The sequence below is a fragment of the Comamonas sp. DB36 genome (assembly GCF_057914905.1).
On the sequence record NZ_CP196631.1, the window covers coordinates 1,271,764 to 1,284,622 of the forward strand.

General features: G+C 62.2%; 23 protein-coding genes. 12 read left to right on the forward strand and 11 right to left on the reverse strand.

The window, feature by feature from the left end; translation table 11 throughout:
• Positions 1–8: 8 nt before the first annotated feature.
• From ACSVDO_RS06060 to ACSVDO_RS06105, 10 genes are all read right to left on the reverse strand, one after another.
• Positions 9–194, reverse strand: a complete 186-nt coding sequence (locus ACSVDO_RS06060) for a hypothetical protein (protein ID WP_489595337.1) — start codon at positions 192–194, stop codon at positions 9–11.
• Complete coding sequence (locus ACSVDO_RS06065; RefSeq protein ID WP_489595338.1) at positions 191–646, reverse strand: hypothetical protein; 456 nt, start codon at positions 644–646, stop codon at positions 191–193. Before ACSVDO_RS06065 ends, ACSVDO_RS06060 begins: the two co-directional genes overlap by 4 nt.
• 33 nt (positions 647–679) lie before the next feature.
• Entirely contained in the window at positions 680–2,509 is a 1,830-nt protein-coding gene (locus tag ACSVDO_RS06070) for a YqaJ viral recombinase family protein (RefSeq protein WP_489595339.1), read from the reverse strand.
• Positions 2,506–3,441, reverse strand: coding sequence for a recombinase RecT (locus ACSVDO_RS06075; RefSeq protein WP_489595340.1), 936 nt, complete (start codon positions 3,439–3,441; stop codon positions 2,506–2,508). The genes ACSVDO_RS06070 and ACSVDO_RS06075 overlap by 4 nt, the downstream gene beginning before the upstream one ends.
• A gap of 99 nt (positions 3,442–3,540) precedes the next feature.
• A complete protein-coding gene (locus ACSVDO_RS06080) occupies positions 3,541–3,744 on the reverse strand; it encodes a hypothetical protein (RefSeq protein ID WP_489595341.1) in 204 nt (67 codons plus the stop codon).
• Complete coding sequence (locus ACSVDO_RS06085) at positions 3,741–4,163, reverse strand: hypothetical protein (RefSeq protein WP_489595342.1); 423 nt, start codon at positions 4,161–4,163, stop codon at positions 3,741–3,743. Before ACSVDO_RS06085 ends, ACSVDO_RS06080 begins: the two co-directional genes overlap by 4 nt.
• Positions 4,164–4,349: 186 nt before the next feature.
• Positions 4,350–4,646, reverse strand: coding sequence for a hypothetical protein (locus ACSVDO_RS06090; protein WP_489595343.1), 297 nt, complete (start codon positions 4,644–4,646; stop codon positions 4,350–4,352).
• Between the two features lie 107 nt (positions 4,647–4,753).
• Entirely contained in the window at positions 4,754–5,044 is a 291-nt protein-coding gene (locus ACSVDO_RS06095) for a hypothetical protein (protein WP_489595344.1), read from the reverse strand.
• Positions 5,045–5,859: 815 nt separating this feature from the next.
• Positions 5,860–6,246, reverse strand: coding sequence for a DUF2513 domain-containing protein (locus ACSVDO_RS06100; protein WP_489595345.1), 387 nt, complete (start codon positions 6,244–6,246; stop codon positions 5,860–5,862).
• A 17-nt stretch (positions 6,247–6,263) separates the two neighbouring features.
• On the reverse strand, positions 6,264–6,917 hold the full coding sequence (locus ACSVDO_RS06105; protein ID WP_489595346.1) for an XRE family transcriptional regulator: 654 nt from the start codon (positions 6,915–6,917) through the stop codon (positions 6,264–6,266).
• 82 nt (positions 6,918–6,999) lie between these two features.
• On the opposite strand from ACSVDO_RS06105, the gene ACSVDO_RS06110 reads away from it, so the two are divergent.
• Together ACSVDO_RS06110 and ACSVDO_RS06115 are read left to right on the forward strand one after the other, a co-directional pair.
• Positions 7,000–7,269 carry an ABC transporter substrate-binding protein gene (locus tag ACSVDO_RS06110; protein WP_489595347.1) on the forward strand — a complete coding sequence of 90 codons (270 nt, stop codon included), beginning with the start codon at positions 7,000–7,002 and terminating at the stop codon, positions 7,267–7,269.
• Positions 7,270–7,512, forward strand: a complete 243-nt coding sequence (locus tag ACSVDO_RS06115; RefSeq protein ID WP_489595348.1) for a hypothetical protein — start codon at positions 7,270–7,272, stop codon at positions 7,510–7,512.
• Between the two features lie 113 nt (positions 7,513–7,625).
• Here ACSVDO_RS06115 and ACSVDO_RS06120 read toward each other — a convergent pair whose 3' ends face one another.
• The gene (locus tag ACSVDO_RS06120) at positions 7,626–7,826 is read right to left on the reverse strand and encodes a hypothetical protein (RefSeq protein WP_489595349.1); all 201 of its coding nucleotides are present in this window, start codon (positions 7,824–7,826) and stop codon (positions 7,626–7,628) included.
• A gap of 112 nt (positions 7,827–7,938) precedes the next feature.
• Here ACSVDO_RS06120 and ACSVDO_RS06125 point away from each other — a divergent pair, with 112 nt between their 5' ends.
• The 10 genes from ACSVDO_RS06125 to ACSVDO_RS06170 all read left to right on the forward strand — a co-directional run bounded on the left by ACSVDO_RS06125 (position 7,939) and on the right by ACSVDO_RS06170 (position 12,515).
• Positions 7,939–8,172: a hypothetical protein gene (locus tag ACSVDO_RS06125; protein ID WP_489595351.1), complete on the forward strand. Its 234-nt coding sequence runs from the start codon at positions 7,939–7,941 to the stop codon at positions 8,170–8,172.
• A gap of 259 nt (positions 8,173–8,431) precedes the next feature.
• Positions 8,432–8,590, forward strand: a complete 159-nt coding sequence (locus ACSVDO_RS06130; RefSeq protein ID WP_489595352.1) for a hypothetical protein — start codon at positions 8,432–8,434, stop codon at positions 8,588–8,590.
• Positions 8,591–8,593: 3 nt separating this feature from the next.
• Entirely contained in the window at positions 8,594–9,319 is a 726-nt protein-coding gene (locus ACSVDO_RS06135; RefSeq protein ID WP_489595354.1) for a hypothetical protein, read from the forward strand.
• Positions 9,316–9,669: a hypothetical protein gene (locus tag ACSVDO_RS06140; protein WP_489595356.1), complete on the forward strand. Its 354-nt coding sequence runs from the start codon at positions 9,316–9,318 to the stop codon at positions 9,667–9,669. The genes ACSVDO_RS06135 and ACSVDO_RS06140 overlap by 4 nt, the downstream gene beginning before the upstream one ends.
• Entirely contained in the window at positions 9,662–10,633 is a 972-nt protein-coding gene (locus ACSVDO_RS06145; RefSeq protein ID WP_489595358.1) for a DnaB-like helicase C-terminal domain-containing protein, read from the forward strand. The genes ACSVDO_RS06140 and ACSVDO_RS06145 overlap by 8 nt, the downstream gene beginning before the upstream one ends.
• Positions 10,630–10,830: a hypothetical protein gene (locus ACSVDO_RS06150; RefSeq protein ID WP_489595360.1), complete on the forward strand. Its 201-nt coding sequence runs from the start codon at positions 10,630–10,632 to the stop codon at positions 10,828–10,830. Before ACSVDO_RS06145 ends, ACSVDO_RS06150 begins: the two co-directional genes overlap by 4 nt.
• A complete protein-coding gene (locus ACSVDO_RS06155; protein WP_489595362.1) occupies positions 10,827–11,123 on the forward strand; it encodes a hypothetical protein in 297 nt (98 codons plus the stop codon). The genes ACSVDO_RS06150 and ACSVDO_RS06155 overlap by 4 nt, the downstream gene beginning before the upstream one ends.
• On the forward strand, positions 11,120–11,533 hold the full coding sequence (locus ACSVDO_RS06160) for a recombination protein NinB (protein WP_489595364.1): 414 nt from the start codon (positions 11,120–11,122) through the stop codon (positions 11,531–11,533). The genes ACSVDO_RS06155 and ACSVDO_RS06160 overlap by 4 nt, the downstream gene beginning before the upstream one ends.
• Positions 11,534–11,583: 50 nt before the next feature.
• Positions 11,584–12,075 carry a recombination protein NinG gene (locus tag ACSVDO_RS06165; RefSeq protein ID WP_489595366.1) on the forward strand — a complete coding sequence of 164 codons (492 nt, stop codon included), beginning with the start codon at positions 11,584–11,586 and terminating at the stop codon, positions 12,073–12,075.
• Positions 12,072–12,515, forward strand: a complete 444-nt coding sequence (locus tag ACSVDO_RS06170; RefSeq protein ID WP_489595368.1) for a hypothetical protein — start codon at positions 12,072–12,074, stop codon at positions 12,513–12,515. Before ACSVDO_RS06165 ends, ACSVDO_RS06170 begins: the two co-directional genes overlap by 4 nt.
• Positions 12,516–12,859: the final 344 nt, after the last annotated feature.

Genomic DNA, 12,859 nt, shown 5'->3' on the forward strand with positions numbered 1-12,859 from the left:
GTTCAGGCTCAGGGGCAGCCGCAGGGAGGACCTTCACCTTCCTCGAGGTGCGCGGGTGCTTCTGCGTGGCAGTGGATGCAGCGCCGTGGCGGCGCCGGCTGCTGGGCCTGCCACCACACGGCCCGGGCGTCTTCGCTGGCGCGCAGGGCGGCAGGGCGGTCGCGCTCGGCCCGCGTGGGCTGTTGCTTGGTCACCGCGGCGCTCCGGCTGATTCGCGGGCGGCGATGGTCATGAGCGGCCTGACCCCTACGGGAGCCAAGCCCATCCACAGATTGGTGGGCGCGGCCGGGCCGCTTTTTGCCGCTCTTTCAGCGCGCTCTCGCGCGTTGATGATGGCCTGGTTCTTTCGCTGGTAGCGCCGGTCGATTTCCTTGCGCCGGGCCTTGCGATCAATCACAGGGCGCGGAACGTCGGCGCCTGCCTGGACGGCGTAGACCGATGGGTCTTTACCCTTGCCCATGGTCTTGCGGTAGCGGACCACGCGGAAGACCTTGCCGGGCTGCCAGCGGCGCGCGTTGGCGATAGTTTCGTGCGCACGGGAGTGCGGCCAGCCGAGCGCCTCCGCAACTTCGGCGCAGGTCATCGGCCCGTGCTCCTTGATCGCCGCTATGACGGCGTTGCGGGATGGAGGGTTGTAATGGGTCATGGCGTAGAAAAGCCCTCGCGGGGAGGGCTTGGGTTAGGCAGTGATCAGCAGTCCCTGCAGGTGCTTGGCCATGGCGGCCAGGAGCTTCGGAACATCGCTTGCGGGGAGGTGCTTTGCTCCCTTGACTGCTGTGGTTTCGAACCCGAGTTCGGCCAAGCCTGCGGCGTCGACTTTGATCGGGGCGATCAAGGTGTTTATCTGGCCCAGGGTCATCGTCTCACCGGTGTCAGCCGGCGCGGTGGCGCTCTTGGCGGCGCTGATCACCTGGCCGGCATCGATGGCGGCGGTCGCTTCGTCCCGCACATGCGTCGCTACGGCGCCCAGGTCGTTCAGCAGCGGCGCCGGCAGAGCTTCGGCCTTGCGGGCGTCGGCAATGGCGGCTTGCGCCTCCTGCTCGACCTGCAGCGCCTTAGCGCGCGCCGCAGCGGCTTCGGCTTCTTCCGCCTGGCGCTTCTGCTCCTGCTCGGCGCGCACGGCAGCTTCAGCCTTGACCTGCTCCTGGGCGCGGATCTTCTCGCGCTCGGCTTCCAGGCGCGCGGCCTCGGCCTGCTTGTGGTTGCCGATGCGCAGTGCGGCCAGGGCCTCGAAGTCCTCGGCAGCCTTGGCGCCAACAGCGGCGAAGTCAGCGAACAGGGCAATCCAGTCGCCATCCTCTTGCACCAGGTGCGCGCGGTTGGCTTCCAGGCGCTGGGCCAGTAGGTTGGCTTCGTGCTTCGCGTCGGTCAGGGCCGCGGCCACGGCGTCCTCCATGTTGGCCAGCGACTTCTTGCCCTTGATGACTTCGCCGAAGCCGCCGTTCACGCGCGGCAGCCAGTTGGCGCGCAGGCGCTGATTCAATGCCTGCACGTGCTGATCGAGCGCGGCCTGGGCGCCGGTCACGATCTGCGTGCGCCGCGCTTCCTTTTCCGCGGTCACCAGCTTTTCCTTTGCCAGCCGCGTGGTGCGCGCCAAGCCGCGCAAGTCCGCCACGGTGCGGCGCAACAGTTCGACGTCCGAGATTTGCGCCAGCGCGCCGGCCTCGGTGGCTTCCAGCATTTCCTCGGCCTTCTTCAGCGCCTTGCAGGCCGCCTCGGTGTCGGCGAATTCCTGATCGGTGGCTGGCTTGACTGGGATGCGCTCGATGAAAGCGCGCAGCGCCTCGCCAAACGCGGGCAGGTTGGACACGACGGCCAGGGCGCCTTGAAGCTGCACGGCCACAGCCGGCAGGCTGTCGACAGGCGCGGCCACGGCCGGCGCGGCGCGCTGGGCGGTGGGGTCGTAGGCGGCTACATCGGCTTCGAGCTCGGCCCAGCCGGCGACGATGCGCGCGCGCAGATCGAGGTTCGGCGTGTACCAGCAGTGGCGTTCTTCGATCAGCACCATTTCACCGGTGTCGCGGTCGGCCTCCCACTTGCTGGCCATGAACAGGATGCGCGCGCAGCCGGACACCATGGCCTGCTGTTCCATCTGCACCTGATAGACCAGCGGGAGGTCGGCGCCTGTGCAGCCGTCGAACATCGCTTCGCGCAGCGCGGCGTTCAAGCTCTTGTGCTCGAATCCGTCATCGAGCATGAAGGTAAGGCCGTCGAAGCTGGCGGAGTACTTGCCACTGGTGCCCACGCATGGGGACAGTTCTTCGCCGATGATTTCCTCGGCCAGCGGCCGGGCCAGCGCTTCGAACTGGTGGCCGGCGTCGAAGATGCGCTGCGTGGCTGCATCCACCTCGGCCGTAATGCCGGTGGCGAGCTTCTTTATCAGTTCGGCTCGCGTCATGTACGGACTGCAGGCCATCATTGCCGGCGCGTCGCTGGCGTTGAAGTGCTGCGCGCGGTGGTTGTGCCACTCGGGGCTGCCTTGCACGAGGGAAACGATTTGCATAGTCATGGTTGTTCCAGTTCGGCCACGCGGGCATCGAAGATTTCGGTGACGCGCAGGCGCTGCGCTTCGTCGGTGATGGCCTCCAGCAGGCCGCCGAACTCGTAGAGCTTGTCCAGGTCCGCGCATTCACGCATCGCCTGGGCAAGGTCATCGGGGTTGGTCGTGGGCGCCTGCGCGCGCCTGGCCGCCTGTTCGCGCAGCTGCTTTTCCTGCTCGGGCGTGACAGTTGCTTTCGAGTTGAGCCAAGCCAGCACATCGACAATGGCTTTGCCCTGGGTGATGCCGTCCAGCCACTTCGGCAGTCCCGCGGCCCAGCGGTCGGCGGGCCACTCTGGCGGCGCGGTGTGAACGACTTCGGCAGGACCCATGTCCTTGGTGACGGGCGCCTGCGCAGCCGCTGCCATGTCCTGCAGTTCCTCGGCCACAGCCATGCCGCGCAGCACATCAGGGAAAACGTCGCGCAGCGCAAACGCCCGGGCGCGCATCTGACGCATGCGCTTAGGGTATTGCGACCAGGGGCCTTGTTTGCCTGCCAGGCCCGCGCGCTTCGCGTCTTCCATGCTGAAGGTGCGCACCTGCTCCTGCCCTCCCTTGCGCTTCACGCGGCAGGTCGCGGTTTCACCATCGTCATCCTCGGTCACGTAATCGCAAACCGGGCTGCTCAGCACCAGCGCAATCACCGCGTCGCCCCACAGCGCGGGGCGGCCGTTGATCACGGCCAGGTTCTGCAGCGACTGCAAAGGCTTCAGACCAAGCTCAGCACCCCACTGCATGGCGATCAGGCAGTTGCCGGGCTTGCCCTTGAAGTCCTTGGGCACCATGTCGCTGTCGGCAAGGTAGTTGGAGAAGGTCAGGGCCTGTTCGAAGTTCTGCGGGCTCAGATCGAAGCCGCCTGCGGGCTTGAGCTGGTGGGCTTGGGATTGGACGATGGCGTTCATTTGGATCTCAGTGGATAAATGGGGGGTTGGCAATCAGCAGGGCTGCAGCGGCGCTCAGGGCCATAAGGCCGGAGCAGAGAAGGGCGTGGAGCATGGGTTTCATGGCAGCTCCTTGAAGCAGTCCATTTCCTTGTCGTCGGCCCAGACCGCCGTATTACCCTTGCCGCACAGCGCCTGGCCGGCAAATTCACGGCTGCTGAGCGCCGCGGCGTCTTCTTGATCGGCCTCGGCGTCAGCCCGGGCCGCAAAGTGGCCCATGCCAAGCGTGATCAGCAGGGCGAGAATCCAGGGAGTGAATTTCATGCTTGCTCCAAAGAAAAAGCCCGCTGGGCGGGCTTGGATTGCGTCTCTGCGTGGTCGAGGTAGATCGCCATCGCATGCTTGCGGCCGAACCACTCGGCCATGGCCTGGCGCAGGCGCTGCGCGGCAGGGCCAGTCATGAGCTCGGCGTAGGCGTCGCGGCTGGCATCGTCGTGCTGGATGGCATCGCAGAAGATTTCATCTGGCGACGACAGCCCGTCAGCGCTGATGCCGGGCCGGAGCCAGCCGCCCGGCTGCTTGAGAGCCTGGAGCTGGGCCAGCACGATCAGCGGCGCCTGCTGCTCAGCCTCGGCCAGCATTGCTTCGTCGGCGTCTTGCTCGGCCTCGCGGTCGTCCTCAAGGCATGTGGCGCCGACAACCGGGTCGGCAGTGATATACGACAGCGGGTGTCGAGCGTTCATAGAGCCTCCAGGAACGAAAAAGCCAGCTCGAAAGCTGGCCGGTGTTGAATTTGGTAGCCCCATCTGGCTGGGGCGCGAGCAGATCACTATCTGCATCCGTGCGCTGTCGGCGTGGGCAGCTGTACCGTGGATTCCCCAGCACTTACCCCTGCTGGGCTGCGCGCCTATCGCAGTGATTCGGGGTGGCTATTGGTCCCAGTCGTCGCCGCCCGGCATCGCCCAGTCCATGCTGATGATTTCCCCGTCTTCGCCTTCTTCGCGGCACTGCCCGAAGATGCTGCGGAACCACTCGCGCTTTGTCATCAGCCGGAATCCATCAGGCATTTCCTCGCCGGCGAACTTGGCCACACGGTCGCGGACGGCTTGCCCGTCAAGGTACTGACCCTTGCCCATCTCGATGGTCGCAACGCCATCCCGTCCTTCGCCATCGGTGACGCTGATCTTCAGCTCGAGCTGGATCGGGGCCTGCAGCTTTACTGTCATGTCTTGCTCCTTTGAAAACAGAAACAGCCTCCGAAGAAGCTGCTTGTGTTTTCGCCCTGATGTCGCTCAGGGCGCGGCGCCGATTGCTCGGTCTACTCGGCTGGGGGTCAGATGCCGCGCCGCAGAAATGCAGCAGGATTTGTTCTGGCGATTAACTTGAGTTCCGTATCAAGTTGCTTGCGGGTCAGCTTGTGCTTCGTCATTAGCTCCTTAGCGCGCTCGTCAGATAGCTGGGCAATCAGGGCTAAAGCCTTGGTCTTTTTGGCGTCGAATTCGACCTTCCGCGCGTCGAGTTCATTGCGCTTCTCGATCTCCTTCTCACGCTTGTAGCGGTCGATCTGTTTGTCGATGTTCCCGCGCTTTGCCAGCGGGACGTTCAAAACTCCGTGGTCAAGCATTGCTTTCTCCTGTTGATCAATCCGCAGCGCTCTCGGCTGAAAGCGCTCTGGATTGCCCTGGATGACGCTCCAGGCGGGCGGCTGACCACTCCCCGATCTCCAACCCTGTCGAATTCGACAGAATTGGCGGGCTTCAGCTTCGCTCTGGCAGCTTTGTGGCGGATCAATATCCGCCGCCGTAGTGCGCAATCGGTTCCGGGTTTTGTCATCGGGGTCATGCGCTCGTCTTCTCTGGGCTGGTGTGATTGAGGGAGGCGGGCAGGGCTTGATTCCTGCTGATCGGCGGGGAGGCCTCGCGGCACGTCATCCCCGTTTCTCCTTGGCTCGCCGGCTTACAAAGTCCGGTGCCTTGATCTGCTGCTGCCGCAGCGCGTGTCCATCCACGCCGCCGCCTCTCTCAATCACACCATCTTGTTAAAGGGCTGGGGAAGCCGTTCGATGCCGTGCCACCCACCGAACAACTTCTGCGTAACGCGTTTGTTGCTGCGATGGGTTTAATGTGCCACAAGAAAAACTAGCACGCAAGTAAAACTAGCGGAGGCGAGCAAAAAAAAGCAAAATCCCCGAACTGCCGCCCACCCGGGTGGCGCGAAAGGGCAACATGGCAATGGAAGAGCGTGGCGCGAACTGGGGGCCTTGCCCGACTGGCGGGGCTGGCAGCCTGGCCAAAAAAAAACCCGCCGAAGGTGGCGGGTCTGTGGATGCTGCCGTCGAACGGATCGCGGTGCTTGCTCGATCGGCCTTCCGATCCGCAGAGCAGTATCCTTGCGGTAGTTACGAGAGACGCTTCATTGAGCACGGAGCCATGTGTTATTTCAACTGCTGGAGCTTGCTGCGGGAAGCCCTAGACGTCTCTTCCCCTCTTCCTTCAGATACTCCAGAAGAAGGTTGAAGGCAATGCTCGAGCCGGACGACAGGATGGCTCGCTTGGTTTTTTGCCAGATTGTGTTATCCCGAGCGGCATCGAGAAACTCATACCCTTGCCATGTGATGCTGAGCGGCATTGCGATTGGCGTTTCTGCAAACGCGCCGCCAATGTCTGCTGCACTGATGAGCCCAGCTTGCTCCATCAGGTGGGCATGAAACCCAATCTCATCGGCCGTTCTTTCTGGGATTTCGGGCTCTTGATTAGCTGCACTTCCTTCTGGAAGGCTCTCCATCCAAAGCAGGATCTCACGGATCAAGTCCATATCGCGTTTCATTCGTCTCTCCCGGCGAACTACAGTTTCACGCCCATCCAAATGGCGCGCCCTTGAATTAGGGCTTCAGAGTGGCCGTTGATGATGATGTCAGGGTGTGCATCTTTGTCCGCATTGTCGGATACAGCGTGCCAAACGCCGCCGACTTTCTGGAACCGCTTGACCAGCATCTCATCACCCCAGGCAAAGGCGTAGATGCTGCCTGCGCGCGGCTCTTTCTCAGCTCTGTTCAGAAGCAATACTGCGCCGTCATGAATGGTTGGCTCCATGCTTGTGCCCACCACGTTGACGACGGCGGATTGCTTTGGACTTACGCCGAATGATCGCAGGAAGTCGCGGCGAAACTGAAGCGTTCCTACTTCTTCAACAACATCGTTTATGCGGCCTGGTCCGGCGCCGACTTCCACACTGAGATGCGAGACAGCGATGAAGTCCGGCGTGCCCTCTTCGGCTTCCTCGCCAAGAAGAGCGGATACGGCCATGCCAAAGATTTTTGCAACCGCTTCCAGGCGCTTTCTCTTTGGAGCTGTTCCGCCTTCTTTTTCCCACTGCTGAACAGACTGCCACGACAAAGGTTTCGACAGTCCTTCTTCCTCAGCGACCTTTTTTGCGAGCGTTTCCATTGACCAACCTCGGGACTCGCGCTCGGCCTTGATCGTTTTGTGAATTGACATAGGTACAAGTATTCCTTGCGAGTGCTTGCATGTCCATGCAAGATCATCTAGCATTGCTAGTAAATCTTGTATGATCCACACCATGACCACTAAAACCGTTGACCTTCAAAAGGCCGCCTTAAAGGACTCCGCCGCACGAGCTATTGAGCTTTTGGGCGGCCCGGTCGAGGCGATGCGAAAAGTTGAGGCGCCGACATACCAGTCGGTGCAGAGCTGGGCGCTGAACGGAGTTCCGCCCAAGTACTGCATGCGAATCAAAGAGCTGACGGGCATGAGCCTGAGCGAGCTTCGGCCAACCGACTGGACCAGCTACTGGCCCACCCCATCCACCCCCGCCCAGGAGGCCGCGTAAATGAAAAAGCTCTACATCACGCATCGCCCGGAAGAGCTGGCGATGGCTCTGGTTCAAGTGAACTGCGTCGGTATTGCCGTGTGGCTGTTTTTCTTCTTCGATCACCCAATGCTGCGCTTCATCTTTGCAGAGCTGGGAATTTTGGCCGCGGTCATGGCTTGGGTTTTCCTGTTCCGCATGAACGGAAGTGATGAGCGCGCCAAGGCCGCAGCCAAGACCCAGGAGGCCACCGATGCTTCGTGATGACCTGGCGCTTCTGAAGATGGCGTGGCTGAACCACGCCATATCCCGGTACGACACCTTGAACGAGGTTGCGCGGGATGCTGCGCGCGTGCTGCCTTTATTGCAGCAAGAGTTCACATCGGAGAGCGAAAGGCTACAGCCGTCATTGGAGGCTCGTCCTTCCTCACCTCTTCCACTCCAGCCAGAAGGCCTCGGTATGCCTGAGCAAAGGCCGATGCAATGACCTTCTCGTTGATGTCGCCATATATGGCCTGCGTCTGCCTCAGCACTTCTACGGTGATGGCTGCGGCTGGTGCGATCAATTCCTGTTTCATGTCCGCCCTCCTTGTGGCTGTTGGTTGTGTAGGAACTCCCAGCATAGCCCAGGGTGCGGCGGGCACCCATTCCCTCTCCCTCCACAAGACCTCCAGCAAGGAAGCCTGATCTATGTACGCCGATCCCAAACGAATCCGCCGCAACCGTGTGCCCGTCTATTTGGACAGCTATGTCTATGAGCGACTGGTGCGCATTGTCGAGATGACTGGTGGTGAAACATCGGCCATCAGCCGCGGCGCGCTGGAGAAAGGCTTGGATTTGCTTGAGCGTGAATTGCATGAACCGCAGTGTGCGCAGGTTGCGCCGCAAATGCGAGACGTACATCAAGCCTATGTCGGCGCCTGAAGCATCATTTTTGAGGCACTTAGACCAATGTCCGCAACCCCCCCGCAGAAGCACTTGCATGAGTGCGATCCGACAGATGCGCAGCTCAAGCAGGCCAAGCGCATCGCAGCAAAGACAGGCCGAACGGTAGAGCAGGTCCTGGCCGAGGCAATCAGCCGCGGCGCGTCTGCGCAGTTCTCTGAAGCCCTAGCGGGTAGAGCTGTTCCCGGTCGCAACCCCCACTGATTTTTTAAAGCACTCAAAAACCATGGAATCAGCCATGAGCGCCCAAAAAGAAAAACGCCTGCGGTCGTTGGCACGACGCGCAGGCGATTTGTCTGTGTCGGCTTATCTCGGGGGCAACCGGGATAGAGCCATCTTTTTCAATGAAAAACGTAAGCGCATTTTATGGTCCATCTGGGCCTCGCGCAAGGGGTAAACCGTGGCACGCATCAGAACCATCAAACCAGAATTCTTTACAAGCGAGGACATCGTGTCTTTGTCGCCGCTTGCACGCCTCTTTTACGTGTCGCTGTGGTGTGAGTCGGACCGCGAAGGTCGATTCGAGTGGAAGCCCAAGACCTTCAAGCTGCGCTATCTGCCAGGCGACAACTGCGACGTTGACATGCTTGGGCAGGAGCTGATCGACATTGGTCTGATCGTACTGTATCAGGCCAACGGCAAGACCTACGCCGAGATTCCGACCTTCTCCAAGCACCAGATCATCAATAACCGCGAGTCCGCAAGCGACATTCCTCAACGAAAAGCCGACGCGTCAGGCACGCGTGATTCACGCGTGAAAGCGGAAGGGAAGGAAGGAAGGGAAGGGAAGGGAGGACGCGTGCCGCCATCTGACGATGACCACACGCCAGCCGAAGCCCAGCCTGCGGCGCTGGTGACATCGATCCCCCTGATCGACAAGACCGAATACCGCGTCACCGAGACGATGGCCGACGAGTGGGCCGAGGCTTACCCCGCCGTGGACGTGCCGCAGCAGCTGCGCGAGATGAGGGTTTGGTGCAACGCCAACCCGAAGAACCGCAAGACCGCCTCCGGCATTGGGCGTTTCATCACGACCTGGCTGGGCCGAGAGCAGGACAAGGCCCCCCGGTCTGGATTGCAGGGCAGCCGGGCAGAGCAGGGTTCTGGCATTGGAGCGTTCGTATGACCGGCGACCGTCCGCTGCGCGCCATGCGCCGCAACCGCTACAAGCCCGACGCCATCTTTATCCGCGACACGGACAGCACCCTGGCCAAGCAATGCGCCGCCGATTGGCACATCGAGCCGAACGCCATCACCGGCCGGTACTTCGCCGAGATCCACCTGGATGCAACGGACACCCCCGAGGCAATGGACTGGCGCTTCGTCATCGGCCTGCCCGTGCTGCTGGACGGCACCCGCGGTGTGGAGCGCCTGCGCCGTTTGTTCAAGGCCATCCGCGCGCAGATGCCGCAGCAGCTGGTGTGCATCGCCGGCGACAAGGTCGGAGTTTTTAATCGGAGCGAGAACCATGGCTAATGTTTTTTCAGACGACGACATCGACTTTGCCGCCTACGAGCAAGAAACCGATACACAGCAGAAGGTCAAGCCCGCTTCCATGTGGGTGCAGGAGCTGATCGACCGCATCAAGAACCCAGTGCGCCCTGTGCACCGCCTCATGCCCTGGAGCAAGACCCACGGCCTGATCCAGTTCCGCCCGGGTGAGGTGACGCTGTGGAATGGGGCGAACGGCAACGGCAAGTCGCTGGTGACCGGCATGGTGGCCTTGAGCCTGTGCGCCCAGGGCGAGAAGGTGGCCATCGCCTCGTTCGAGATGAAACCCATCAAGACGCTGGAGCGCATGGGCCGCCAGTTCGCCGGCGAGAACCCGGCCGATCCCGCCTTTGCGGGCAACCCCGATGGCATCAAGTTCCTGGTCGACGTCTACGAGCAGTTCCGCGACTGGACCGACGACAAGCTGTGGTTGTACGACCAGCAAGGCCGGGTGACCGCCTCCCAGGTCGGTGCCGTGGCGCGCTATGCCGCCAAGGAACTCGGCGTCACGCAAATCTTCATCGACTCGCTCATGAAGTGCGTCGAGGGCGAGGACGACTACAACGGCCAAAAGCGCTTCGTTGATGAGCTGACGGCCATTGCCCGCGATCACCATATCCACATCCACCTCGTCCACCACATCAAGAAGCCGCCAAACGAGGACCACAAGCCAGGCAAGTACGACTCCAAGGGCAGTGGAGCCATTCCCGACCAGGTGGATAACGTGATTTCCGTCTGGCGCAACAAGGCCAAGGAGCGCAAGCGCGAAGAGGGTCTACTGACCGAGGAAGCCGATTTCAAGGAGCCCGACCAGCTGCTGATCTGCGACAAGCAACGCAACGGCGAGTGGGAAGGAACGATCGGCCTGTGGTTTCACAAGGAAAGCCAGCAGTACCTTGCCAGCCGCGGCGACGAGCCTCTGAAGCTGTATCTGGGGGCGGATGAATGACCACCTGCATCGCCTGCACCCACTGGCAGCCCAAGGCCGGCAATGCCGCGCTGGCCCGCATGGGCTTCGCCCAGTGCGCCAAGAAGGCCCTGGCCGGGCACACCACCAGCGCCGAAGCGCGCGCCTGCGAGAAGTTCGCCCCGCTCGACGCCGACAAGGTGGCCGCGCGCCGGGCTTGGCTGGAGAAGAAGAAATGACCAGAGACGAAATCATCAGCATGGCACGCGAGGCGGGGTTTGAGCATCAGTCCGTCGTGATCGGCGAGCGTCCTACTGCAATGCTCGGCAGAGGCCAATACCTTGTCGAGCCGGTAGTTAAGCAATCGTTCGGCACCAACTATGTTGAAGTCATCGAGCGTTTCGCCGCCCTGGTGGCCGCCAAGGAGCGCGAGGCGTGCGCGCTGGAGTGCGAAGAGGTGGCCGAGACCGTGAACAGCCGATGGATAGCCCGTGACTGCGCCAGAGCCATCCGCGCAAGGGGCGCGCAATGACCGAGCGCCTGACCCTTGCCCTGTGGGAGCTCGATCAGGCCCACATCGCAGTCAAGCACGCCTGGGAGCAGGCCAAAGGCCTGATTGCAGACGGCAAGCGCCTCACGCTTGAGCTGCGTCCCGAGAAGCGCAGCGACGCGCAGAACCGCCGCCTCTGGTCGATGCTGACCGACATCAGCGAGCAGGTGGAATGGCATGGCCACCGCCTGACAACCGAGGAATGGAAGGACGTTTTCAGCGCAGCGCTCAAGCGCACCAAGGTTGTGCCCGGCCTGGATGGCGGCTTTGTCGTCTGCGGTCAATCGACCAGCCGCATGACCAAGGCCGAGATGGCCGAGCTGCAGACGCTCATGGAAGCCTTTGGCGCTGAGCGGGAAGTGCACTTCAAAGCCTGGGAGGCCGAGTGCTGAGCCCGTTCAACCCTAAGCCCCGCCCGTGCCCCGTTTGCCGTAACTCTTTCGTGCCGATCAAGCCCATGCAGTCGGTCTGCGGCCCGCGCTGCGCCGTCAAGAAGGTGAGGCAGGCCAAGGTCGAAGAGCGCGCACAGATCAAGACCCGCAAGGAGAAGTCGCTGACCATCTCCCAGCGCCGCGCCCGCGCACAGATCGAGGTCAATGCTTTTGTGCGCCTGCGTGACGCCGGACTGCCCTGCATCTCCTGCGGCCGGCACCACGAGGGCCAGTGGCACGCCGGCCACTACCGCAGCCGCGGCGCCGCAGTGAACCTGGCGCTCGACCCGCGAAACATCCACCGGCAGTGCGCGCCGTGCAACAACCACCTGCACGGCAACGCCATCGGATACCGGGCCGGCCTGCTTGAACGCTACGGCCTGGAGTTCGTGGAGGCGCTGGAGGCCGACAACACGCCCCGGCACCAGACCGCCCAGGAGATTGACGCCATCCGCGACACATACCGGGCCAAGACCAAAGAACTGAAGAGAGGGAACCAATGATCGAAGAACGCTACCTTGCTGCTACGCGCGCAACCAATCTCCGTGACACCGCGCACGCCATCACCCAGGTGGACATCATCAAGGCCTCGGGAATGAGCCGGCGCAACCTGGCCGCGCACTACCTGCGCCTCATCAGCCGACCCACCAAAGACGACATGACGCGGGTGTATGCCGCGCTGCTGTACGTGGTGCACAGTCGCAAGCTGCAGGCAGGCACAGAGGCAATCGTCGTTGCCCTCGACTGGCTGATGGATCCGCTGTGCAAGGTTTGCAAGGGCGCCGGGGTCGTGACCAAGGGAGAGAAGGAGCACAAGTGCCCTCGGTGCAAAGGCGAGCGTTACCGCAAGGAGCCCAGCTGCCGAGACGCCCAGGTGCTGATCGATTACGTGCAGTCTTGCAAGCGGTCGCACGCCGGCGAAATGATTCGCCGATTGCACTGATTTTTGACCCAGACCGAAAAGTGTGATAACGTTCGGCCTACGTTGTTTCGATAGAGAGGGAATTACGGTGCCGTGCTCAGGCCGCGCCGCCCTCCGATAAGTCTGCTGCCCGCGCTTTGTTGACGCGGGGAGGACCCAAGATGCTCTGACACGTCCAAAAACACACAAAAGCCCGCAAGGTTGACGCCCTGCGGGCTTTTTCGTTTGTCTCCGCGCTGGCTCAGGCCAACGCTTGCCCGCCCTGGTTCGCCGCGGTGGGCTTTTTTGTTTCGCCACCGCTCGGGCGCATCCACCACGCCTCAACCGCCAGGGACGCCTTGCCCGCAGCGGTGGCACCCATTCAC

Excerpts from the sequence above, each read along its gene's own strand:
- ACSVDO_RS06065 (WP_489595338.1), bottom strand. The coding sequence starts at position 646 with ATGACCCATTACAACCCTCCATCCCGCAACGCCGTCATAGCGGCGATC.
- ACSVDO_RS06070 (WP_489595339.1), bottom strand. The coding sequence starts at position 2,509 with ATGACTATGCAAATCGTTTCCCTCGTGCAAGGCAGCCCCGAGTGGCAC.
- ACSVDO_RS06075 (WP_489595340.1), bottom strand. The coding sequence starts at position 3,441 with ATGAACGCCATCGTCCAATCCCAAGCCCACCAGCTCAAGCCCGCAGGC.
- ACSVDO_RS06080 (WP_489595341.1), bottom strand. The coding sequence starts at position 3,744 with ATGAAATTCACTCCCTGGATTCTCGCCCTGCTGATCACGCTTGGCATG.
- ACSVDO_RS06085 (WP_489595342.1), bottom strand. The coding sequence starts at position 4,163 with ATGAACGCTCGACACCCGCTGTCGTATATCACTGCCGACCCGGTTGTC.
- ACSVDO_RS06090 (WP_489595343.1), bottom strand. The coding sequence starts at position 4,646 with ATGACAGTAAAGCTGCAGGCCCCGATCCAGCTCGAGCTGAAGATCAGC.
- ACSVDO_RS06095 (WP_489595344.1), bottom strand. The coding sequence starts at position 5,044 with ATGCTTGACCACGGAGTTTTGAACGTCCCGCTGGCAAAGCGCGGGAAC.
- ACSVDO_RS06100 (WP_489595345.1), bottom strand. The coding sequence starts at position 6,246 with ATGAAACGCGATATGGACTTGATCCGTGAGATCCTGCTTTGGATGGAG.
- ACSVDO_RS06105 (WP_489595346.1), bottom strand. The coding sequence starts at position 6,917 with ATGTCAATTCACAAAACGATCAAGGCCGAGCGCGAGTCCCGAGGTTGG.
- ACSVDO_RS06110 (WP_489595347.1), top strand. The coding sequence starts at position 7,000 with ATGACCACTAAAACCGTTGACCTTCAAAAGGCCGCCTTAAAGGACTCC.
- ACSVDO_RS06115 (WP_489595348.1), top strand. The coding sequence starts at position 7,270 with ATGAAAAAGCTCTACATCACGCATCGCCCGGAAGAGCTGGCGATGGCT.
- ACSVDO_RS06120 (WP_489595349.1), bottom strand. The coding sequence starts at position 7,826 with ATGAAACAGGAATTGATCGCACCAGCCGCAGCCATCACCGTAGAAGTG.
- ACSVDO_RS06125 (WP_489595351.1), top strand. The coding sequence starts at position 7,939 with ATGTACGCCGATCCCAAACGAATCCGCCGCAACCGTGTGCCCGTCTAT.
- ACSVDO_RS06130 (WP_489595352.1), top strand. The coding sequence starts at position 8,432 with ATGAGCGCCCAAAAAGAAAAACGCCTGCGGTCGTTGGCACGACGCGCA.
- ACSVDO_RS06140 (WP_489595356.1), top strand. The coding sequence starts at position 9,316 with ATGACCGGCGACCGTCCGCTGCGCGCCATGCGCCGCAACCGCTACAAG.
- ACSVDO_RS06145 (WP_489595358.1), top strand. The coding sequence starts at position 9,662 with ATGGCTAATGTTTTTTCAGACGACGACATCGACTTTGCCGCCTACGAG.
- ACSVDO_RS06150 (WP_489595360.1), top strand. The coding sequence starts at position 10,630 with ATGACCACCTGCATCGCCTGCACCCACTGGCAGCCCAAGGCCGGCAAT.
- ACSVDO_RS06155 (WP_489595362.1), top strand. The coding sequence starts at position 10,827 with ATGACCAGAGACGAAATCATCAGCATGGCACGCGAGGCGGGGTTTGAG.
- ACSVDO_RS06160 (WP_489595364.1), top strand. The coding sequence starts at position 11,120 with ATGACCGAGCGCCTGACCCTTGCCCTGTGGGAGCTCGATCAGGCCCAC.
- ACSVDO_RS06170 (WP_489595368.1), top strand. The coding sequence starts at position 12,072 with ATGATCGAAGAACGCTACCTTGCTGCTACGCGCGCAACCAATCTCCGT.